At 37.7% G+C, this 16,348-nt stretch carries 14 protein-coding genes; 3 read left to right on the top strand and 11 right to left on the bottom strand.

What is annotated here, in order from left to right; genetic code table 11:
- Positions 1 to 164: 164 nt before the first annotated feature.
- Positions 165 to 2,195 carry a hypothetical protein gene (locus ACLHDG_RS05095; protein ID WP_415407910.1) on the bottom strand — a complete coding sequence of 677 codons (2,031 nt, stop codon included), beginning with the start codon at positions 2,193 to 2,195 and terminating at the stop codon, positions 165 to 167.
- A gap of 356 nt (positions 2,196 to 2,551) precedes the next feature.
- Here ACLHDG_RS05095 and ACLHDG_RS05090 point away from each other — a divergent pair, with 356 nt between their 5' ends.
- Together ACLHDG_RS05090 and ACLHDG_RS05085 are read left to right on the top strand one after the other, a co-directional pair.
- Positions 2,552 to 3,637, top strand: coding sequence for a hypothetical protein (locus ACLHDG_RS05090; protein ID WP_415407909.1), 1,086 nt, complete (start codon positions 2,552 to 2,554; stop codon positions 3,635 to 3,637).
- A complete protein-coding gene (locus tag ACLHDG_RS05085) occupies positions 3,634 to 5,562 on the top strand; it encodes a PKD domain-containing protein (RefSeq protein ID WP_415407908.1) in 1,929 nt (642 codons plus the stop codon). Before ACLHDG_RS05090 ends, ACLHDG_RS05085 begins: the two co-directional genes overlap by 4 nt.
- Before the next feature lie 116 nt (positions 5,563 to 5,678).
- Here the strand turns inward: ACLHDG_RS05085 and ACLHDG_RS05080 are convergent, their stop codons facing one another.
- The 10 genes from ACLHDG_RS05080 to ACLHDG_RS05035 form a co-directional block, all read right to left on the bottom strand.
- Positions 5,679 to 6,116 (bottom strand): universal stress protein, encoded by a 438-nt coding sequence (locus ACLHDG_RS05080; RefSeq protein WP_415407907.1) that lies wholly within the window; start codon positions 6,114 to 6,116, stop codon positions 5,679 to 5,681.
- Between the two features lie 14 nt (positions 6,117 to 6,130).
- Positions 6,131 to 7,939, bottom strand: a complete 1,809-nt coding sequence (locus tag ACLHDG_RS05075) for an ABC transporter permease (protein WP_415407906.1) — start codon at positions 7,937 to 7,939, stop codon at positions 6,131 to 6,133.
- Positions 7,936 to 8,667, bottom strand: a complete 732-nt coding sequence (locus tag ACLHDG_RS05070; protein WP_415407905.1) for an ABC transporter ATP-binding protein — start codon at positions 8,665 to 8,667, stop codon at positions 7,936 to 7,938. The genes ACLHDG_RS05075 and ACLHDG_RS05070 overlap by 4 nt, the downstream gene beginning before the upstream one ends.
- Before the next feature lie 9 nt (positions 8,668 to 8,676).
- Positions 8,677 to 10,830 carry a hypothetical protein gene (locus ACLHDG_RS05065; protein WP_415407904.1) on the bottom strand — a complete coding sequence of 718 codons (2,154 nt, stop codon included), beginning with the start codon at positions 10,828 to 10,830 and terminating at the stop codon, positions 8,677 to 8,679.
- A 119-nt stretch (positions 10,831 to 10,949) separates the two neighbouring features.
- Positions 10,950 to 12,053 carry a S41 family peptidase gene (locus ACLHDG_RS05060; protein WP_415407903.1) on the bottom strand — a complete coding sequence of 368 codons (1,104 nt, stop codon included), beginning with the start codon at positions 12,051 to 12,053 and terminating at the stop codon, positions 10,950 to 10,952.
- A complete protein-coding gene (locus ACLHDG_RS05055) occupies positions 12,040 to 12,588 on the bottom strand; it encodes a tetratricopeptide repeat protein (RefSeq protein ID WP_415407902.1) in 549 nt (182 codons plus the stop codon). Before ACLHDG_RS05055 ends, ACLHDG_RS05060 begins: the two co-directional genes overlap by 14 nt.
- A gap of 88 nt (positions 12,589 to 12,676) precedes the next feature.
- On the bottom strand, positions 12,677 to 12,913 hold the full coding sequence (locus ACLHDG_RS05050; RefSeq protein ID WP_415407901.1) for a hypothetical protein: 237 nt from the start codon (positions 12,911 to 12,913) through the stop codon (positions 12,677 to 12,679).
- Between the two features lie 12 nt (positions 12,914 to 12,925).
- A complete protein-coding gene (locus ACLHDG_RS05045; protein ID WP_415407900.1) occupies positions 12,926 to 13,597 on the bottom strand; it encodes a YMGG-like glycine zipper-containing protein in 672 nt (223 codons plus the stop codon).
- 130 nt (positions 13,598 to 13,727) lie between these two features.
- A complete protein-coding gene (locus ACLHDG_RS05040) occupies positions 13,728 to 15,263 on the bottom strand; it encodes a formylglycine-generating enzyme family protein (RefSeq protein ID WP_415407899.1) in 1,536 nt (511 codons plus the stop codon).
- 139 nt (positions 15,264 to 15,402) lie between these two features.
- Entirely contained in the window at positions 15,403 to 15,699 is a 297-nt protein-coding gene (locus tag ACLHDG_RS05035; RefSeq protein ID WP_415407898.1) for a hypothetical protein, read from the bottom strand.
- A gap of 259 nt (positions 15,700 to 15,958) precedes the next feature.
- On the opposite strand from ACLHDG_RS05035, the gene ACLHDG_RS05030 reads away from it, so the two are divergent.
- Positions 15,959 to 16,309, top strand: a complete 351-nt coding sequence (locus tag ACLHDG_RS05030; protein WP_415407897.1) for a hypothetical protein — start codon at positions 15,959 to 15,961, stop codon at positions 16,307 to 16,309.
- Positions 16,310 to 16,348: the final 39 nt, after the last annotated feature.

Below are 16,348 nucleotides of genomic sequence, written 5' to 3'. Positions count from 1 at the left end.
TCTTCTAGTCTTATTATTAAGTTCTATTATCTTCTGTATTATGCTTATATCTTCGCTTATGTAACCGCATGCTCCCATACTTGAACCTTTGGAGTTTTTCTAAGTGTTATTGTCCTAAATAAAATGAGTGTATTCTCATTCCTGTTGACCACATGCCGTTTAACTCATTTCTGGCATGCATCTATCGCAGCTTTATTCTTTGTGATACAATTGGCGCAAGATGGGTCGTTGCTTGTACAAAACAGTAGTTCACCACACTGAGGACAATATTGGCGGACGCATTCTTCGCATGAGCGTTTTGGACTTCTCTGTTGGGTCTTAGTTTCCTTCCTCCTTTGATTGCTTTGATTACTTGGATGAGTTCCCATTCTAGTGGCAGATACATCACCGCCCATAGTGTTGGCCCCGCCCAATCTGTTTTTGTCGTCGGATAACCTCAGATTGTCTACCCAGGTTTTTTTATTGTGCTCGTACCAAGTAAATATAAAACAGTTTGGTTTTTTGGGATCTGGTATCACGCTTGCTCGGACCCATGATCGGGTTAGACTATGAGCTCCACCACGAGTGATACGCACCTTATCGCCGTTGAACCATTTCCAGGTCCCGTCTAAACTGGATGGACGCGAAGCAGTACGGCAATACGTTGCTCTGGCATTTTTCAATTCATTGGTCAGCTTAGCGATTTCCTGATAGATTGTAATGCGGGACCGAACTTGTCGATATGTACCTCCTTTAGAGAGAGATAAGCTGTCAGACTTGCTTTTGGCCTCCTCCAGAGCCTGTTCTGCTTCTTGGAGCCTGCATGCTGAAATATTATTTTTAGCCTGCTTGAGAAGGGCGTCAATTTCAGGTTCCGTTTTCCCATTTTTGCAATCCCTGATAAAATCACGCTGTTCTTTTGGATTGCATTTAAATACTTTGATTATAGCTGGTGCGTCAGCCGATCTTTCTTTCTTTTCAAGGCATTTTTTGATAAACTTGTATCGGAATAATAGATTTGGTGCGATCGCTTCAAACTCTGCTTGATTATAAAAAACTAATAATGCTCGTTCTCCGTAGTCAAATGAAAAGGAGGCAGCCTCAAGGAACTGCAAAGATATATGTTTCGCTGTACGCTTCATGGCGACCCTATTGACCAGTTTCTTGGCGTTCTCGCCGTACCGATCTACATTGGAAAGTGTCTTCAGTCTCTTTCTAATTTGAGGTTTGATATCGTTTGCAAGATTCTTGTGCAGCCACAGTTCCCCCTCCTCTTTAATTTGTGACAAATAGAACTTTTTAGTTGTAAATTGTTTCCAAGCCTGATCAAAACGTGACTTCTTCACTGCCGATGGCATGACAATATCAGACCACCAGTACTCAGCAACTGCCCGCTCAATACCCTTGTCTTTCATATTGTCAACGAATTGCTTTTTAAATGCGTCCTCTAGTGCGTCGACGATTGTTTTCAAAGATATTGCCTTGGCACACTTGTAGATCTCCCCAGTGGGTCCCATAATCCGTCCATTCGCCCCAGCTAGCGTCGGTAGATCACGCCCAAGCATAGAACTCTTTAGATACGAATTACTAATGTTCAGGAAACAATCGTAGAGTTTATCTGGGAGGCGACGGACACAACTCTCAGCGATGTAACGCATGTCACCCAGGCAATCATTGATAAACCCTGTCCAATAAATCCCCTCATAAGGCTTGATGCCCTGCATCTCTATACCATTGTAGCGCAGCTTCGCCTCCTTGTATTTGATATCCTGGTGAAGATATTCAACGTAAGCTGACCATTGGGCCTCTCGTTGGGATCGTGCAACTATCGTCTCCTCTGAGATATCCATTGTGGATCCTGCGTAATTTTCGTATCTCCTTTCAGCTTCATTCCTTTCCATCCTGCTCCAATCACGCCTACGTGCTGCCTCAGGATTATAGTGTTTGGAAGATCTAAACCAGCGAAGGGATTCTTCGCGTACATTAGGAGGCCATTCGGCCCAAAACATCTCGAGTTTTTTAGCGACTGCAGTTATATCTGAATCCAGTTCCCTCTGTTTTTTCTTCAGCTCCAAGACTAACGCGTCATAGATCAGTTTTTCCTCTTTATAGGGTCGGACGCCCCAGTTCTCCTCGGCAACCAGGACGGTGCCCAAGTGCAGTAGGACAAGTGCCACCATTAGCCAGCCTAGAACAAATTTTCCTTCATCTTTCATCGTATAATCTCCATTTCACCTCCTTATCATCAATACGTAGAGGTTGCATATATAAAATATTATATGCTTCTTAACCTTAAATAGCTCAATACAATATAAGAACATTTTATATATATCTTAGAGGCAGATAATTAGATAATATTGATTATGAAATCAAAAAAAAATCAAATCTTTATTAAAAACATATAATTTACTCATTAAGTATAATAATTAATGAGAGTAGACTAGTTTAGATGCTCTTTTCTACTTACGTCAAAAATAAGGAATTTTTTGTTTTAAAACCGTATAATTAAGCATAATAAGTTTATCTAACTTCTAAGGAAGTCAGGTCTGTCAATCCTCAAAAGGAGGAAAAAATGATGCGGCAAAGAATAAAACCATTTCTACTTTTAATTAAACTCTTTTTCCTATTTTTAATATCCATTAGTCAAAGTACTGCAACCAATCCAAAATCTACTTCAACGGGACTCAATAACACGACCGGAGAAAAACTTCAAAATATAAAACTGTTTGACAAGATTACGTTAAAAGATTCGGTAAAGGTCAACCCCTTTGCGGGCTTAAAGATCAATACAAACCAATGGTGGTCCGTACCATACAAAATGAGTTACTCAAAGAATATCAGTTACCAAGAGAAGAAACCCGGAATGAAAATATATTTGGCCGGCACTCAAGATGGAAAAAAAGGCTGGGGTATCGATAACTTTCTGTTTATCGAAATTTTTCTTAAAAACCGGGAAGTAAAACAGTTTGTTGTAGGGTCTGTTGAACCCACAGAATATCGAGGCAAAAAAGTTAATCACCTTGGTGGGAACAAGCATAATTTTGGCCCTAAAGAGATAGAGTTGGGTCAGTATATTCCAGATGGATCCAGGTTTGCACTGACCATCACGCCTCTAGACTATGGCAGCAAAAAGTTTCTTACGGATGTTTGGCTCATATATGAATACCCTTCACCCACTGCAGCTGAAGGCAGTACAAGCCAAGATATCCATAGTGCAGAGAAATTATCTCCGGATCAACAGGAAGTGATCGAGCTGTTAGGAGCACCAAACCTGTTCAGAATCACTTATCTGCCACTGGGCGAGGGTGAAAAATATCTGGCCAGATATGAAACCTGGAGCTATCCTGAATATTCGCAGGAAATTACTTTTATCGCAGGTGACCTATTATCTAATCGAAGCATCCCCCTCGTCGAAGGCAGCAAGAGCGAGGCAATAAAATATTCCGGTTTACGGCCGGAGTTAATCAACTTTGAAATGAATTTATCACAAGTCAGCAAAATCATAGGCTCTTCTCATTTCCAGCGTGTCGAAGAGATGATCATTGAAGGTGCCAAAAAAGATGGTGTAGAGATTTATCAGGGAGAGAACGTTCTGTTCTACCTGCAGGATGGTTACCTACTCTATTTTGAAACCTTTGGCACCGAGGATTCAAAATGATGGCGAAAAGATTCCTGACCCTGTTACTTACCGCGTTATTAATTTCTGCCGTGGTTTCTCCACAGCCTGCTGATGCAGGTAGGGGCCTGAAGGGTCTGGATCCCAAGAAAGCTATTCGAAAAGTGGGTCATGCGTTCAAACATGCTGGAAAGGCGGCAGGTCATACGATCAAATTTGTAGCTGAAATCCAGGGTAAACTCGAGTATAGAATGAAAGAGGCAGGGATTCCTCCGTTTGTCGCTGTATTGGGTGCTGACTTGTACATAAAAAAGTTCCTTTTCAGTGACAGGCTCAAGAGGATACATAGGAGGGGCAAAGAAATCAACAAGAAAATAAAGGACCAAAAAAAGAAACTCAAGGAACTTGATCGGTGCCGCAACGACTTGAAGAAGTTCTATCGACAAGAGGCAAAAAACCTTGAAGAAAGTGCATATGGCCTGTTATCAAACTTACTTACCCTGTCAAAGCGCCTGGTTGCTGGGGAATTTAGATCTGTGAAAGATGGATCTGTGAAAGCTGGAGTTAAAGAATTCAATGCTAGGTTTCTAGCAACCGAAATGATGGCTGGGAAACAGTACGAGCTCGCAAACCAATTAAAAAAACAGGCAAAACAACTCAGTAGAAAAAAATTCATCAAGCTTATCAGCACCATTGGGCCCAAAAGTGTGGCCAAAGAACAATTAAGTGGATCTAGGAAAATTGGCATCACAAGTTTGACAAAAGAACTCCTGAAAAGTACAAATGCAAGGGTAGTTATCGCCGCTCTGACAGGACAGATAAATATTAACACGATCAAATCAGACATAGTTGAACAGAAAGTAGATCGGGAATTAAACATACAGGGAGCGAAACACAAATTCGATGCAAAAGCACTCAAAGAAAGCATCAAACGTCAGGTAAAAGAGAAATTGAAAAAAGACCGTGCGTTCCTTAGAAATAAAAAGAACCTCTATGCATTCATTAAGACTGCTGTTGCCAAAGAAGTGCAAAAACAGAAACTGAAAGTCAGCTACCTAAAGAGTCAGTTCAAAGCCAAACCACAAAAAGGTATAGTCCCTCTTTCTGTAAAATTTGATGCTAATGCCTCCGAGGGAAAAATCAAAAAATACAAATGGAATTTTGGTGACGGGACCGATCCGGGTTATGGAAAGACTACCTCACACACCTATAAAAAGAAAGGCAGTTACGAAGCAGAACTCACCATTACCGGGGAAAACAGTATCGAAAGCCTATCCAAGATCGTAACCATAACGGTATTGCCCAAGCCAACTCCACCTTCCATAGCACTTTCTGTTGACCCCATAGAGGTCAGCCCTGGCGAGGAAGTCACCATCATAGGCAAGCTCATCCTTGGTAGCATAAAGAAGGGTACGCTCACCATAACATGCAAGGTTGGCCAGAAATCCCTAAAATCTAAAGTTATCAAAGGTGGTGAACTCGATTATGACCATGAAATCAAACGTGTATATACCGTTCCCAAAGATGCCGAAGCCGGCAAGCGTGAGGTCACTAGCACACCAACGATCAAATTAGGCAAGGAGGATGCTGCAAAATTCAAACAAAGTACATCTGTTGGTAAAACCAGCACCACCTCTTTCATGGTTAAAGAGTCCCCCAATAATAAATTTATAGGAACCATAAAAGGAGTATGGTCGAGTACAGGAGAAGGCGAATGGAACGTCAAAGGTAATTTTGTTATGCATCTATCTGAAGGCGGAGAGATCTCAGGAAGCTATTCCGGTGATGATTCCGGTAGTTTAAGCGGTAATATCAGTCCGTCTGGAGAGCTTAACGTGACAAGTGGTAGCGGATCCGTCGGTTCCGGAATATGGAGTGGCTCTATCAACGTAGAATCTGATGGAGCATTAAGTGGAAGCGGATCTTGGAATGCATATGACTATCATGGTGGTTGGAGAGGAGAATGAGAAAATATTACTCTTATAATAAGAAATAAGGGTCCAAGCATTGAAAATGCACCTCTTCTCCACAAAGCAACCTCTTGCCATTTTCCTTAATTCAATGGTATAAAGGTGCCAGTAAACTAATTTTCAGGTACGGGAATAATCATTACAGGGACATTCGAATGATGTAGTACTCCCTCGCTGGTACTACCAAGAATTAGATGAGCCAACGCACCTTTTTTATGTGAACCCATTACAATGATATCTGCAGTGTGACGTTTAGCTTGATTGAGAATAGTTTTGACTGTCTCACCCTGTATTAAAAGCGCGGTTGTTTTCAGCCCTGATTCCTCAAACTGACTTGCATATAACTGCAATTGGCGATGCTCTTTATGAAACTCTTCTGCATGAATATCACGCATCACTTCTGTATCTACCTTACTGCCGACAAACTCCGGTTCAGGCTCAGCAACGTGTAGCAGCCAGACTTCTGCATCTGCAGCTTTGGCAAATTTAATTGCTTCATAAACAACATTAGAAGATATTTCCGATAAATCAACAACAACCTGTATTTTCATTTTTTCCTCCAAGTCTATTCATCTCTCATCGCTTCAGCCGGATCTGTCTGTGTTGCTTTATACGCAGCAAGACCACTTGCAATCACAGCTAATAATATAGCCGCACAAAAAACCATACCTATATGCATCACTGTCAAAGTACAAAAAGATTCCCCACTTTGTAAGTGTACTTGAAAAAGCCTATTGATAATACTTGCCATAATGGCAAAAAAGAGAAGTGCTATGGCTACACCACTGGTTGCGATAACAATACCTTGATAAATAGGGAAACGGAAGATCATACCACCCGATAACCCAATCAATCGTAAAATACTCAACTCTTTACGTTTTCTTTCAACCGATGAGTACAAACTTGCACTCAATGTTGCCGCACCTCCAATAACACCTACAATAGCAATGAGCCAAAAGATCAATGTAAGATACTTATCTAGCTCCTGTACTTCATGGATACGTTCAGCTTGTGTAGATACATTGATACCTTTTTCTTCAAAAAACTTTTTAAGTGCATCAACATCTTCAAGATGTTTTGCATAAACCCTGAAACTTGCATACCCTCTTCTTGAGAGTAAAAACTTATGGATATTTTGATCATACATCAAATTTCTCTGACGTAATAAAGCCAATTGCCCAGCTGTGTTAGCATCTACAAAGACAAAAGGAGATTCTCCATCTGCAGGCTTTATAGATATAGGCATTTCTAACTGTCTTTTTTCTTCTTCCACTATCATAATCGCATTCTCAAAAGGAGGTGAAGCCATATAGAGTGTTGTTGATCTTACTTTTTTTATACCTTCTGGTAAGGCAGCAATTTTTATTTTTACTTTTATTTTATCATTTTTAATCACGGCATCAATGGGTTTCACCCATGGATAGAGTTTTGCTTTCTTACCTCTTAATTTGATTGCCAATGATCCAATATTATCATTATTAATACTATTCTTATAAGGCTCAATAAAATATAAACTACGATTACTATCAAATATATACCCAGCCTTCTCTTTGGCTTTTTGTAAGTCTATTACATCAATATAAGCAAACCCTGTACCAGAGATAAGTTTAATCTGATCAACTCTATCAAGTACTTTTGGTAAAGAGATAAATACACCATCATAAACAGGATACGCCTGAGATATATTTCCTTTCCATCCCCATTGTGGTACAGATAAACCATCTTTATACTTTTCAATATTTTCTACTATCTCCAACGGAACATAAATACTCTTTATGAATCCTGCTCTAGGTGATAATACTGCTGCAACTTTTAATGTGAGAGATGCTTTTTGTATTTTTTTCTTCACAAACCTAGCTACACTACATTTAAGCATATCTCCTTTTTTAAGGCCAAGTTCTTCGGCAATACTATGGTTAAGTACACAAGATTTCTGATCTGGAATGACACCATCATTTTGCAATAGAAGAGGATCACCTTTATCTGTTGCAACAAGATCTGCAGTAACAGTTTTTTTTGAAGATGATAGAGGTTGTATCTGTACAGAGGAAGAGAGTTGTCTCGTCATAGGAATGACAAAACCTACCTTATCATTTTTCTTTATTGATTCAAACCAGGCTTGTGTATATGAACGACTTGAAACAGGACGGATTTCAAGATTTTTAGGATCATTGATCAAACGATTACTCATCGTTTCTATCGTCCCAAATTTAATACCAAAAAGGATTAAAAGTGGAGCAATAATTGCTGCAGTCCCTAATATAAGATTAATCGTAATAAGTTTTTCATGTAATAGATCTTTCATAGCAAGCCAAAGAACAATCCCTCTTTCAGGTTTTGACACCAAATAGCGTAATTTTCTTTTGCTTTTCATAATTCTACTACCTTTGAAACCACAAGGCTATCACTTATTTTAGTTACTTCGAATGTAAATAACCTATCTGAATCATGTTTTACCATTTCAATATCATGTGTAACCATCAATACCGAAGAACCGTAAGCTTTCGCAAGACCTTTAAATTGATCCCTAATCTCTATCGCTGTAGGCTTATCTACAGATGCAGTAGGTTCATCTGCTAAAATAATTTCCGGATTATGAATTAACGCTCGTGCAATAGCCACCCGTTGTCGTTGACCTCCTGAAAGATATTGAGGTTTTTTATTGATCTGTCCTCTAATCCCCAATGAACTGACAAGCTTATAAAATGATTCTTTTGTGATTGTCTGGTTATTTAACTTCTCTGAAAGTAAAATATTTTCCTGAACACTTAAAAAAGGCAGTAATCCCCCACTTTGTAAGATATACCCAATATGCTCTCTTCTGATATCAGCCAATTTTCTATCTGAAAGTGATGATATTTCTTGCTGAAAAATACTATTTTTTTGTTTGACAGAAAGCCTAAACTGCTCTGCTCTGTCTACACTTAAAATTAAACCCAGGATGTCTAAAAAAGTAGATTTCCCACATCCACTTGAACCAATAACACCAATAAATTCTCCCGAATAAATAGTCAATTTTGGTATTTCAAGTCGAAAAGAGACACCTCCCTTCTCTCTTGAAATAGAAATATCTTTCAATTCAAATACAATATGCTTTTGCATTGTAGATTCTTAAGGCAAAAGGTCTAAACTTAGTGGATAAACATATTCATCTATATCGTCCCCTTTATTAAGTGCGATCCAACCCTCTGGCGTATTATGAATCTTTCTATAAGCTTCAACTTTTGCATCCAAATCATTGATAAATTCATTTTGCTCATCAGCACCCCAACCACTCCACATCTCATTAGTAATAGCCATTAATCGACTATAATAAGGAAGTCCTTCTAAAAACTCAGGAACCAGACCTGTATCAACCATTCTTTTAGCTTGTTTCACCATATTTGGATCTCTAGCTATCGTTGCTGTAGCTGCCTGCAAAGAAGTAAAGAAGTCTTCTCCTGCTATCTGTCCTGTAAAACCTGCCCTGATAATAGATTGTATGACCGTAGCAAGAGAATCAAGCTGACGCTTGTTGATCAAAAGTCTTACTTCAAGTGAAGGGATATCAGGATTTTCTAAATCTTTATCAATAGCCCAAGCGACAATATCTCGAGGAGCTTTAGCCTCTGTTTGACTACCGATCCACTCAACCATCGCTGCACGAAACATTCGACTTGCTGCCCCTGTCATATTTGTATCAGGTGTATGAATTTCAGGTATAACTTTATTGATATCAACCATATTGCTTTCATTTGAAAATGCGAGTTCTCCTTCTGTAACCTTATTAATTAAATTTTCATCTGCAGGACTATCTGTTTGTACTGGATGCAACACTTTTTCTAATCTTTGTATATCGTTTCTGAAATGTCCAGCCAACTGGTCCGTCTTAACTTTAAATGCCTCTTTATCTGTTGATAAAATGTCAGAAAATGCGGAATCTCCCTCACTACTGCCGCGATTCGTTGCAAGTGTACGATATTGTGTTTCAGCTAACTCATGAAACTTTTCTGCTTTTGGATTTTTGAGATATAAAGCCGCTATATATATACTGCTATCATTTGCTAAGCTTCGCAGTGTTTCCTCATTTTGTCCAGATAGATTCCATTTATGACCCACTTTATGAGAAGGTGCATCCCCTACAAGTATCATAAGCTTGATTCCTTCTGGACTCCAAGCTGTTTTTCCCATAGCATCAGATACACCAGAGAACATATCTTCTGGATAATCCACTGAATCTACCTGTGTCACCTTTACTTTTGATAAAACATCTATAAAATCTTCAATACCTACAAGTTCCGGTGTATAATTTTTTGTGCTATATCCAATCTTCGGTATATCTTCAACTGCATCCCGGTATCCCCAAGCACCAAAATTGAATTTTATATTATCTAGTGGATTTTCTGCTATACTCTTTGATGTTTCACGAATAAAATCCATCGTATCCTTAATATAAGGTCTCATACTCACTGTAGTATCGATTACCCAAACAATATCCACTGAAAGTGTTTTTAATTTTTCTTTAGAAATGATCGTACTTGAAATTACAGCATCATGCAAATAACTTTTAGATTTTCGTATATCACTCTCATCTCTTGCTCCAGCTCTTGCACTGGTAACAGCTGTCAATTTAACAACTCTTGCTTCTCTGTTACCAAAATCTACTGCTTCAAAATCAAGAATTGGAAGCAAATAAAACTCTTTCTGGATATCTATAGCTCTTTTAGGTTCTACAGAGTTAACAACAAAATTTTTGCTTATATTGTTTTCATCAATGGCTGTATAAAATTTTGATACTCTTTTTACTCTCTCTTCATCTGTTGATTGAATGATATTTTTGATCGTTGACTTTGAATCAAACATCAATACTGGCTTTCTTCCCTCAGGATGGGTATAGACAAGGCACATGGTCTGTTTCCACTCAAAAACATCTTTTGACTGCATCCACCCGATCACTTTCCCTTGACTGTTGCTTCCTATCTCATACCAACCTGCTTCCATTTCCAAATCTTCTGCTGAAGGTCGGGTATAAACATAAAATGGCTGCATTGCAGGTACATCACTTTGGACAATAGCACTTTCTAGATTTTTGTCTGCATAGATATTGGAAAATGGTCTTGCCAATACTCGCAAAGACAATAACTTCTTGCCTTCGATCTTTACAGGTACTCTTTTTTCCGTTACTTCTGTTGCACTTGACATATCTTCTATCTCAGTTGCTCCACTCATTAGAGGTAGTCCCATTAAGGATATCAAAACTAAACTTTTTACTGTACTATTCCACATTATTCTTCCTTTTCATAAATTTATATCCATTCTTAAGTATACTCTTATTTGAACAAAAAGAGGTTGCAGATATGGCTGATAAAATAAAAAGCAGTATTCTCAAAGTATTTTGTCATAAGTCAGAACATCTCTTTTATATTTGAATCAAGGTTGTCTAACAGTTCAGACAATGATAAATCTGAAGTAGGAAGCAGTCCTTTTTTATGATAACTTTCTCCATTTGGCGTGGTTATCTTTCCGTATGTAAGTAGAAGGGCATCTCCATTACTAAGGGGAATAAATTTTTGAGCTACCCCTTTACCAAAACTTTTCTTTCCAGTTGACTCAGCACGATGATTTTGCGTAAGCGCTGCGATGAATACTTCTGCAGCACTTGCTGTAAATTCATCCTGCAGAAGTAAAACAGCTTGTCCCTGCATATAGTCTGGATTAGAAGCACGATAGTCAAAGCAACTCTTTGTTGTTTCTACAGAAGAAATAAGCGTATCTTTGGGAAGCAGCAGATCAGCACTCTGTATGGCAGCAAACAAGTCTCCCCCACCATTGCCTCTTAGATCGATAAGGATAGGAATATTTTTGGGCCATTGATGTAATATACTACGAAGTTCTTCCGGGGTCTCTTTCATAAATCGAATAATCTGAATCATCGCAGTTCCATTATCTATAACCCGTTGAATAGTCTGAAAATATTGTTCTGTACGTTTTAGTGTAATGGTCTGCAGCTTACCAGATGGTTTTAGCAACTCCAGTGTTACACTGCTATTTTTCCTACCTCTTATCCAGCTACTCACAAGATAAAAATTTTTCCCATTAACTGAACGTCCATCTACACTGATAAGTTGATCGTATCGGGAGATCCCAACTTCTTTTAGATTCTTTTTTGTCGGGATACATAAAATCTTTTCATTTCTTTTTTGTTGATATAGAATCATACCGATTCCTGCGTACTCAGGGGAAAGTGTATGTTGAAAGGCTTTGTATTCTTTTTTAGTAAAATAATCACCATATGCATCAATTTTGTATATATAGTTTTTAAGGATTTCTTCTGGGGTGGAGTGTTGCGGGTCAACATAGAGACTTTCAGAAGAAATTTTAGTCATGGCTTCATATAGTGTTGCCATTTCATCATTACTATACCATCCAGTAGGGTTGGCTTGAAGCACAATTGTTATACTGATCGTCCAAATACCCAGTAGTTTGGCTATCATTTCATATCTTGTCAAGCAATTCAGCTTCTTTTTCTAATAAGTCATACTCTTTTTTCAAGCGTTCATACTCATCTTTTTTCTGTTTGAGTGCTTCATTCTCATCCATTAGTATCTTAAGATTGTTGCATCCCTTCTTGTTGTCAAGTTTGCAGGATTTTTCATAATACAATTTTGCTTTACTGCGATTCTGCTCTACCCATGCATCTATACAATATAAATCACCAAGATGACTGCATCCATCACTATAGTTTAGTTTGCAAGCTTTGGCATAATAGACTTTCGCCTTGGTGTAGTCTTGCTCTGTTCCCTGGCCAAAGAAATAGAGATCACCAAGATTAGTGCATCCTTCAGCATGACCTAAATCACAAGCTTTTCTGTAATAAACTTTTGCTTTTTCATAGCTTTGATTCACATCTCTCCCTGTGTGATAGAGGACAGCAATATTGGTACAGCTTTCACCCTCATGTGCATCACATTCTTCTTTGAGTTTTTCATGTAAGCTTGCCTGCAATCCAAGCGTAAGAAGAATGATAAGTAGTATCTCTTTCATTTTTTAACCTTATTTGAGGCAGCTCCCCTTTTTAAAATTAGTTTTATACAAGGAGATGCATGAAGCTTTAAAAAGCTTCATGCCAATATTAGTGCATTTTATTTTTTTCAGAAGAGAGGTTTTTCTTTAGTTGAGCACTTTTATGTTTTTGTGCTGCTGTATCACTTTCAATAGCTGAAAGTTGATGCTCTCGATCAGATAATCGTTTTTCATAAGCATCTGGACTGTAGCTAAACAATCCACCCTTTCGAGGATCTGTCGTACCTCCGGCACACCCATTTAACAATAAAAGTACAATGCTTGTAATTAGATATATTTTTTTCATACTTTTTCCTTTTTATACAGCTGCAACTGCAGATAAAGATGCAAGAGTACTGGTATTTTTCTTGAGTAAATCAATCTGTTGTTTCATTGTGTTGATTTCGCTCTGAATACGTCTGGTTTCTGATGCATTAGCAGTTCTTTTTACATCTCTCAGTACACCTTGTTGTGCTTTGAGTTCATTCTGCACATTTTTCAACATTTTATCAGCTGTTTTTCTCTCTTTATCGATAAGTTGTTTCTGTACACGTAATTTTGATTTTGAGATCTTATTTTGCTTATAAAGACCTACGAGTTTTTTGGTATCTGCAATTTCTCTTGACAGTTTGGCATTATATGATCGTGTATTGTTATTCACTTTTCTTGCACTTGCAATGCAGGCATTCAGCCAATCCTCTTTACTTGCATATTTAGCTTTCTCGTTTGCTACGTGAGAACCATAGGCATATCCTGCTACACTGCCCAGTGCTGCACCAATTAGGGCACCTTGACTATCTCCACCAATTAGTGCCCCAAGTGCAGCTCCTCCTAATGCACCAACCAATGTTCCTTCTGTTTTAGTTCTTTGAGAGTCACTCATATTCTGATTCTGAGAGGCACTCATATTCTGAGAGGCACCCTTACTTGTACATCCAGTCATACTCATAATAAGAGCAGTAGAAAATGATAATAAAATAATACGCTTCATACCTATCCTTTTTAAATTGATTTAATCAGTATCATGCAAAAGTAAAAGCTTCAAAAAAACTTAAACCTACAAGCTTTATAAGATACGCATACTTAATTATAGGACAACTAACCTAATTTTCCTTTTAACATTAGAACATAATATCACGTTCCCACTGTTTTAGATTGACACGTTTATTTTTCTGATATGCACCAAAATGTTTCTGTACTCTGTTGAGTACTTGAACTTGCTCTCCATCATTACGACTCATGAGAAAATCTAGATAGCTTGTAAAACCTTTTTTAACAGCTTGTGGAGAGAGAGTACTAATCTGTCGAATTGAGTCAGAGTAACTAGAAAGTGCACCTGCTATATTTGTTGTATGTTCTTTTTTGCGGGTTTCATACTTTTCAAGTTTCTGTATATCATTTTGTGAATCGGCAATACTAATAAGTGTATCCAATATAGGTAATTTCTGAGTCTCTTTTCTAACGAAACGTGCCTGCTCACTCCCAACCTTTACCCAAAGATATGCAGAGTCTTCTTCTGCTTTAAGACGAATAGTTGCCATATTACGGATGGAGCTGTCCAGATATCCTAAACTGTTTTCAATCTCACTATCTACAAGACCTTTTTGCTTCAACCTTTTTTTAAGCCGATCAAGATAGGAAAAAGCATCTTCCCCTCCTGCCGTTACTTTAACACTTGTTGCACTTGTTGAGAGCGCCGCTGGTGTAGTGGCACCTAATTGGCTACGGTACCCTTCCCATTCATCTGACATCTCTTTTTGAATCTTGCGACTAGGGAAAACCAAAGCAGAAATTACCAGTCGAAATCCTAGGGTTTTTTTTGTATGAGGCTTAAGCAGTCCTTCTTTGTCTAACCGATAAAAAGGTTGTTCTGTACGAAAAGCTGATCGTAGTTTATTTTTTGCAGTGGTATAGTTATTACCTTTAATAACAAATCCACCTGTTCTTCCCTGGTAGTACTCCACACTGAAAAGTGACATGGTTATCTCGTCTGCATTTCCAAGCATATCATGGAGTCCTAGAGGATTTGGTTTTAGTACACCAACCGGTTGTAGCTTATAATGTGAAGAAGTAGGTCCTCCAAACCACTCATATTTTTGAATCTTGTCACTAGAATAAGGAATTTTTTGATCAAAGAAATCAGCACTGACAGCAGAGCCTCCTCTAGCAGCAAATTCCCATTCCGCCTCGGTTGGAAGCCGTACAAAGCCGTATGATGTATCAAATTTTGGGATTTTTTCTTTCGCATGGGCAAAAAGCCACTGATTATATAGATTGCCGAACTCCAAAGCATCAAACCATGAAATATTAGTTACTGGATAAGCTTTTTTATTTTGGTGTAAAGGTTTTTCCGGGGTTATTAATGATGCATATTGTTTTTTGGTAAGCTCATATTTACCTATGTAGTAACACCACATCTTTTTACCATTTTTCTCTATGGGAAATGAACCTCCAAGAGCCATGGTGGTAGGATACTCTTTGAATCCTCCGGAAGGATCACCCAATTTAATTTTTTTCCAATCAAACAAACCACTGTTAGGATTGACACAAACCGGCATAAATTCCATTGTAAGTCCATTTGGCATTGGAAGGACAAGAGAATTATCAGGCTTAGAGTTTGCTGCTTGTGCAATATTTAGCCAGACTATAAAAATCAATATTGACCTTAAGAAGATCAATAGTCTATTTTTTTTTATCAAAAAATCCTCCTCAAATATTTCCAAAATATAAAACACTAATTACAATATCAATAATTTTAGCAAATGAAACTTTCAATATAGCTTCCTCTTGCCCCCATTAAATTAGTTGATTTTTCAACTTAGAAATTCTTTTTGCTAACTCATATTCTTCCTTTTCTTCAAGATAATTTTTCAAAAGTAACAAATACTCTTTTACCTTTATTTGTATCTCTTTTACGTCTCCATCCCAGTAATATATTTCAACAAAACCTTCAAGTATAAAACTCTTTTCTGCTTCACGATCATATTCATCCAAATCACAAGGATATATGGACTCCATAGTAACCATCATCTCCACCAAAACCATGATAAGCTTCTGCAAATTGAACCAATTCCTCATTTTTGGGCCAATCATAGGAAAAAAGTTGTTCTACTATATCTTTTATATTCATCTTAATCACTTATATTTTTATTTGATCTTTTACAGTATAGACTTGATGCTCACTGGATATCTATACCTTCATATTATACTGAAAACCATTTAGCTCATATAATCCAAATAAAAACTTTGATTACTTTACTTGGGAAAATTCCATTGATAACCATACCAAAGAAGAATTAATCTAAATCGTTTTATAATCATTTAGATAGTGCCCATCTAAAGGAACCATACCATGAATAGTTTATTTAAAATAACCATACTAATACTTCTTTCCTCTTCCTTTGGTTATGCAGAAGCAGATGGTCCGGATTTTTGGAGAGTACAAGGTGTGTCATCGAATGATGTATTATGGATACATCCAAGACCAGACTATCGTTCAAAAAAGATAGGAAAAATACCACATAATGCTACTTGCATTAAAAATCTAAAGTGTACTGGCAATATTAGTTTTGCAGAGTATCAAAAAATGTCTCTAAAAGAGCAAGATCAACTCAAATATCAAAGTAAATGGTGCAAGATAGTATATCAAGGTACTGTTGGTTGGGTAAATGGAAAATTTCTTGCAGAAGGAAGTTGTCCATAATCCAACAGATTTAACAACTGTCTCAATATGTTACAATAT

Source organism: Sulfurovum iocasae (genome assembly GCF_047716765.1).
In the GTDB taxonomy this organism is placed as follows: Bacteria; Campylobacterota; Campylobacteria; order Campylobacterales; family Sulfurovaceae; genus Sulfurovum.
The sequence above is the reverse complement of the archived record's forward strand: the minus strand, read 5'-3'. Positions and strand labels throughout refer to the sequence as shown.

Excerpts from the sequence above, each read along its gene's own strand:
- ACLHDG_RS05095 (WP_415407910.1), bottom strand. The coding sequence starts at position 2,195 with ATGAAAGATGAAGGAAAATTTGTTCTAGGCTGGCTAATGGTGGCACTT.
- ACLHDG_RS05090 (WP_415407909.1), top strand. The coding sequence starts at position 2,552 with ATGATGCGGCAAAGAATAAAACCATTTCTACTTTTAATTAAACTCTTT.
- ACLHDG_RS05085 (WP_415407908.1), top strand. The coding sequence starts at position 3,634 with ATGATGGCGAAAAGATTCCTGACCCTGTTACTTACCGCGTTATTAATT.
- ACLHDG_RS05080 (WP_415407907.1), bottom strand. The coding sequence starts at position 6,116 with ATGAAAATACAGGTTGTTGTTGATTTATCGGAAATATCTTCTAATGTT.
- ACLHDG_RS05075 (WP_415407906.1), bottom strand. The coding sequence starts at position 7,939 with ATGAAAAGCAAAAGAAAATTACGCTATTTGGTGTCAAAACCTGAAAGA.
- ACLHDG_RS05070 (WP_415407905.1), bottom strand. The coding sequence starts at position 8,667 with ATGCAAAAGCATATTGTATTTGAATTGAAAGATATTTCTATTTCAAGA.
- ACLHDG_RS05065 (WP_415407904.1), bottom strand. The coding sequence starts at position 10,830 with ATGTGGAATAGTACAGTAAAAAGTTTAGTTTTGATATCCTTAATGGGA.
- ACLHDG_RS05055 (WP_415407902.1), bottom strand. The coding sequence starts at position 12,588 with ATGAAAGAGATACTACTTATCATTCTTCTTACGCTTGGATTGCAGGCA.
- ACLHDG_RS05050 (WP_415407901.1), bottom strand. The coding sequence starts at position 12,913 with ATGAAAAAAATATATCTAATTACAAGCATTGTACTTTTATTGTTAAAT.
- ACLHDG_RS05045 (WP_415407900.1), bottom strand. The coding sequence starts at position 13,597 with ATGAAGCGTATTATTTTATTATCATTTTCTACTGCTCTTATTATGAGT.
- ACLHDG_RS05035 (WP_415407898.1), bottom strand. The coding sequence starts at position 15,699 with ATGATTGGCCCAAAAATGAGGAATTGGTTCAATTTGCAGAAGCTTATC.
- ACLHDG_RS05030 (WP_415407897.1), top strand. The coding sequence starts at position 15,959 with ATGAATAGTTTATTTAAAATAACCATACTAATACTTCTTTCCTCTTCC.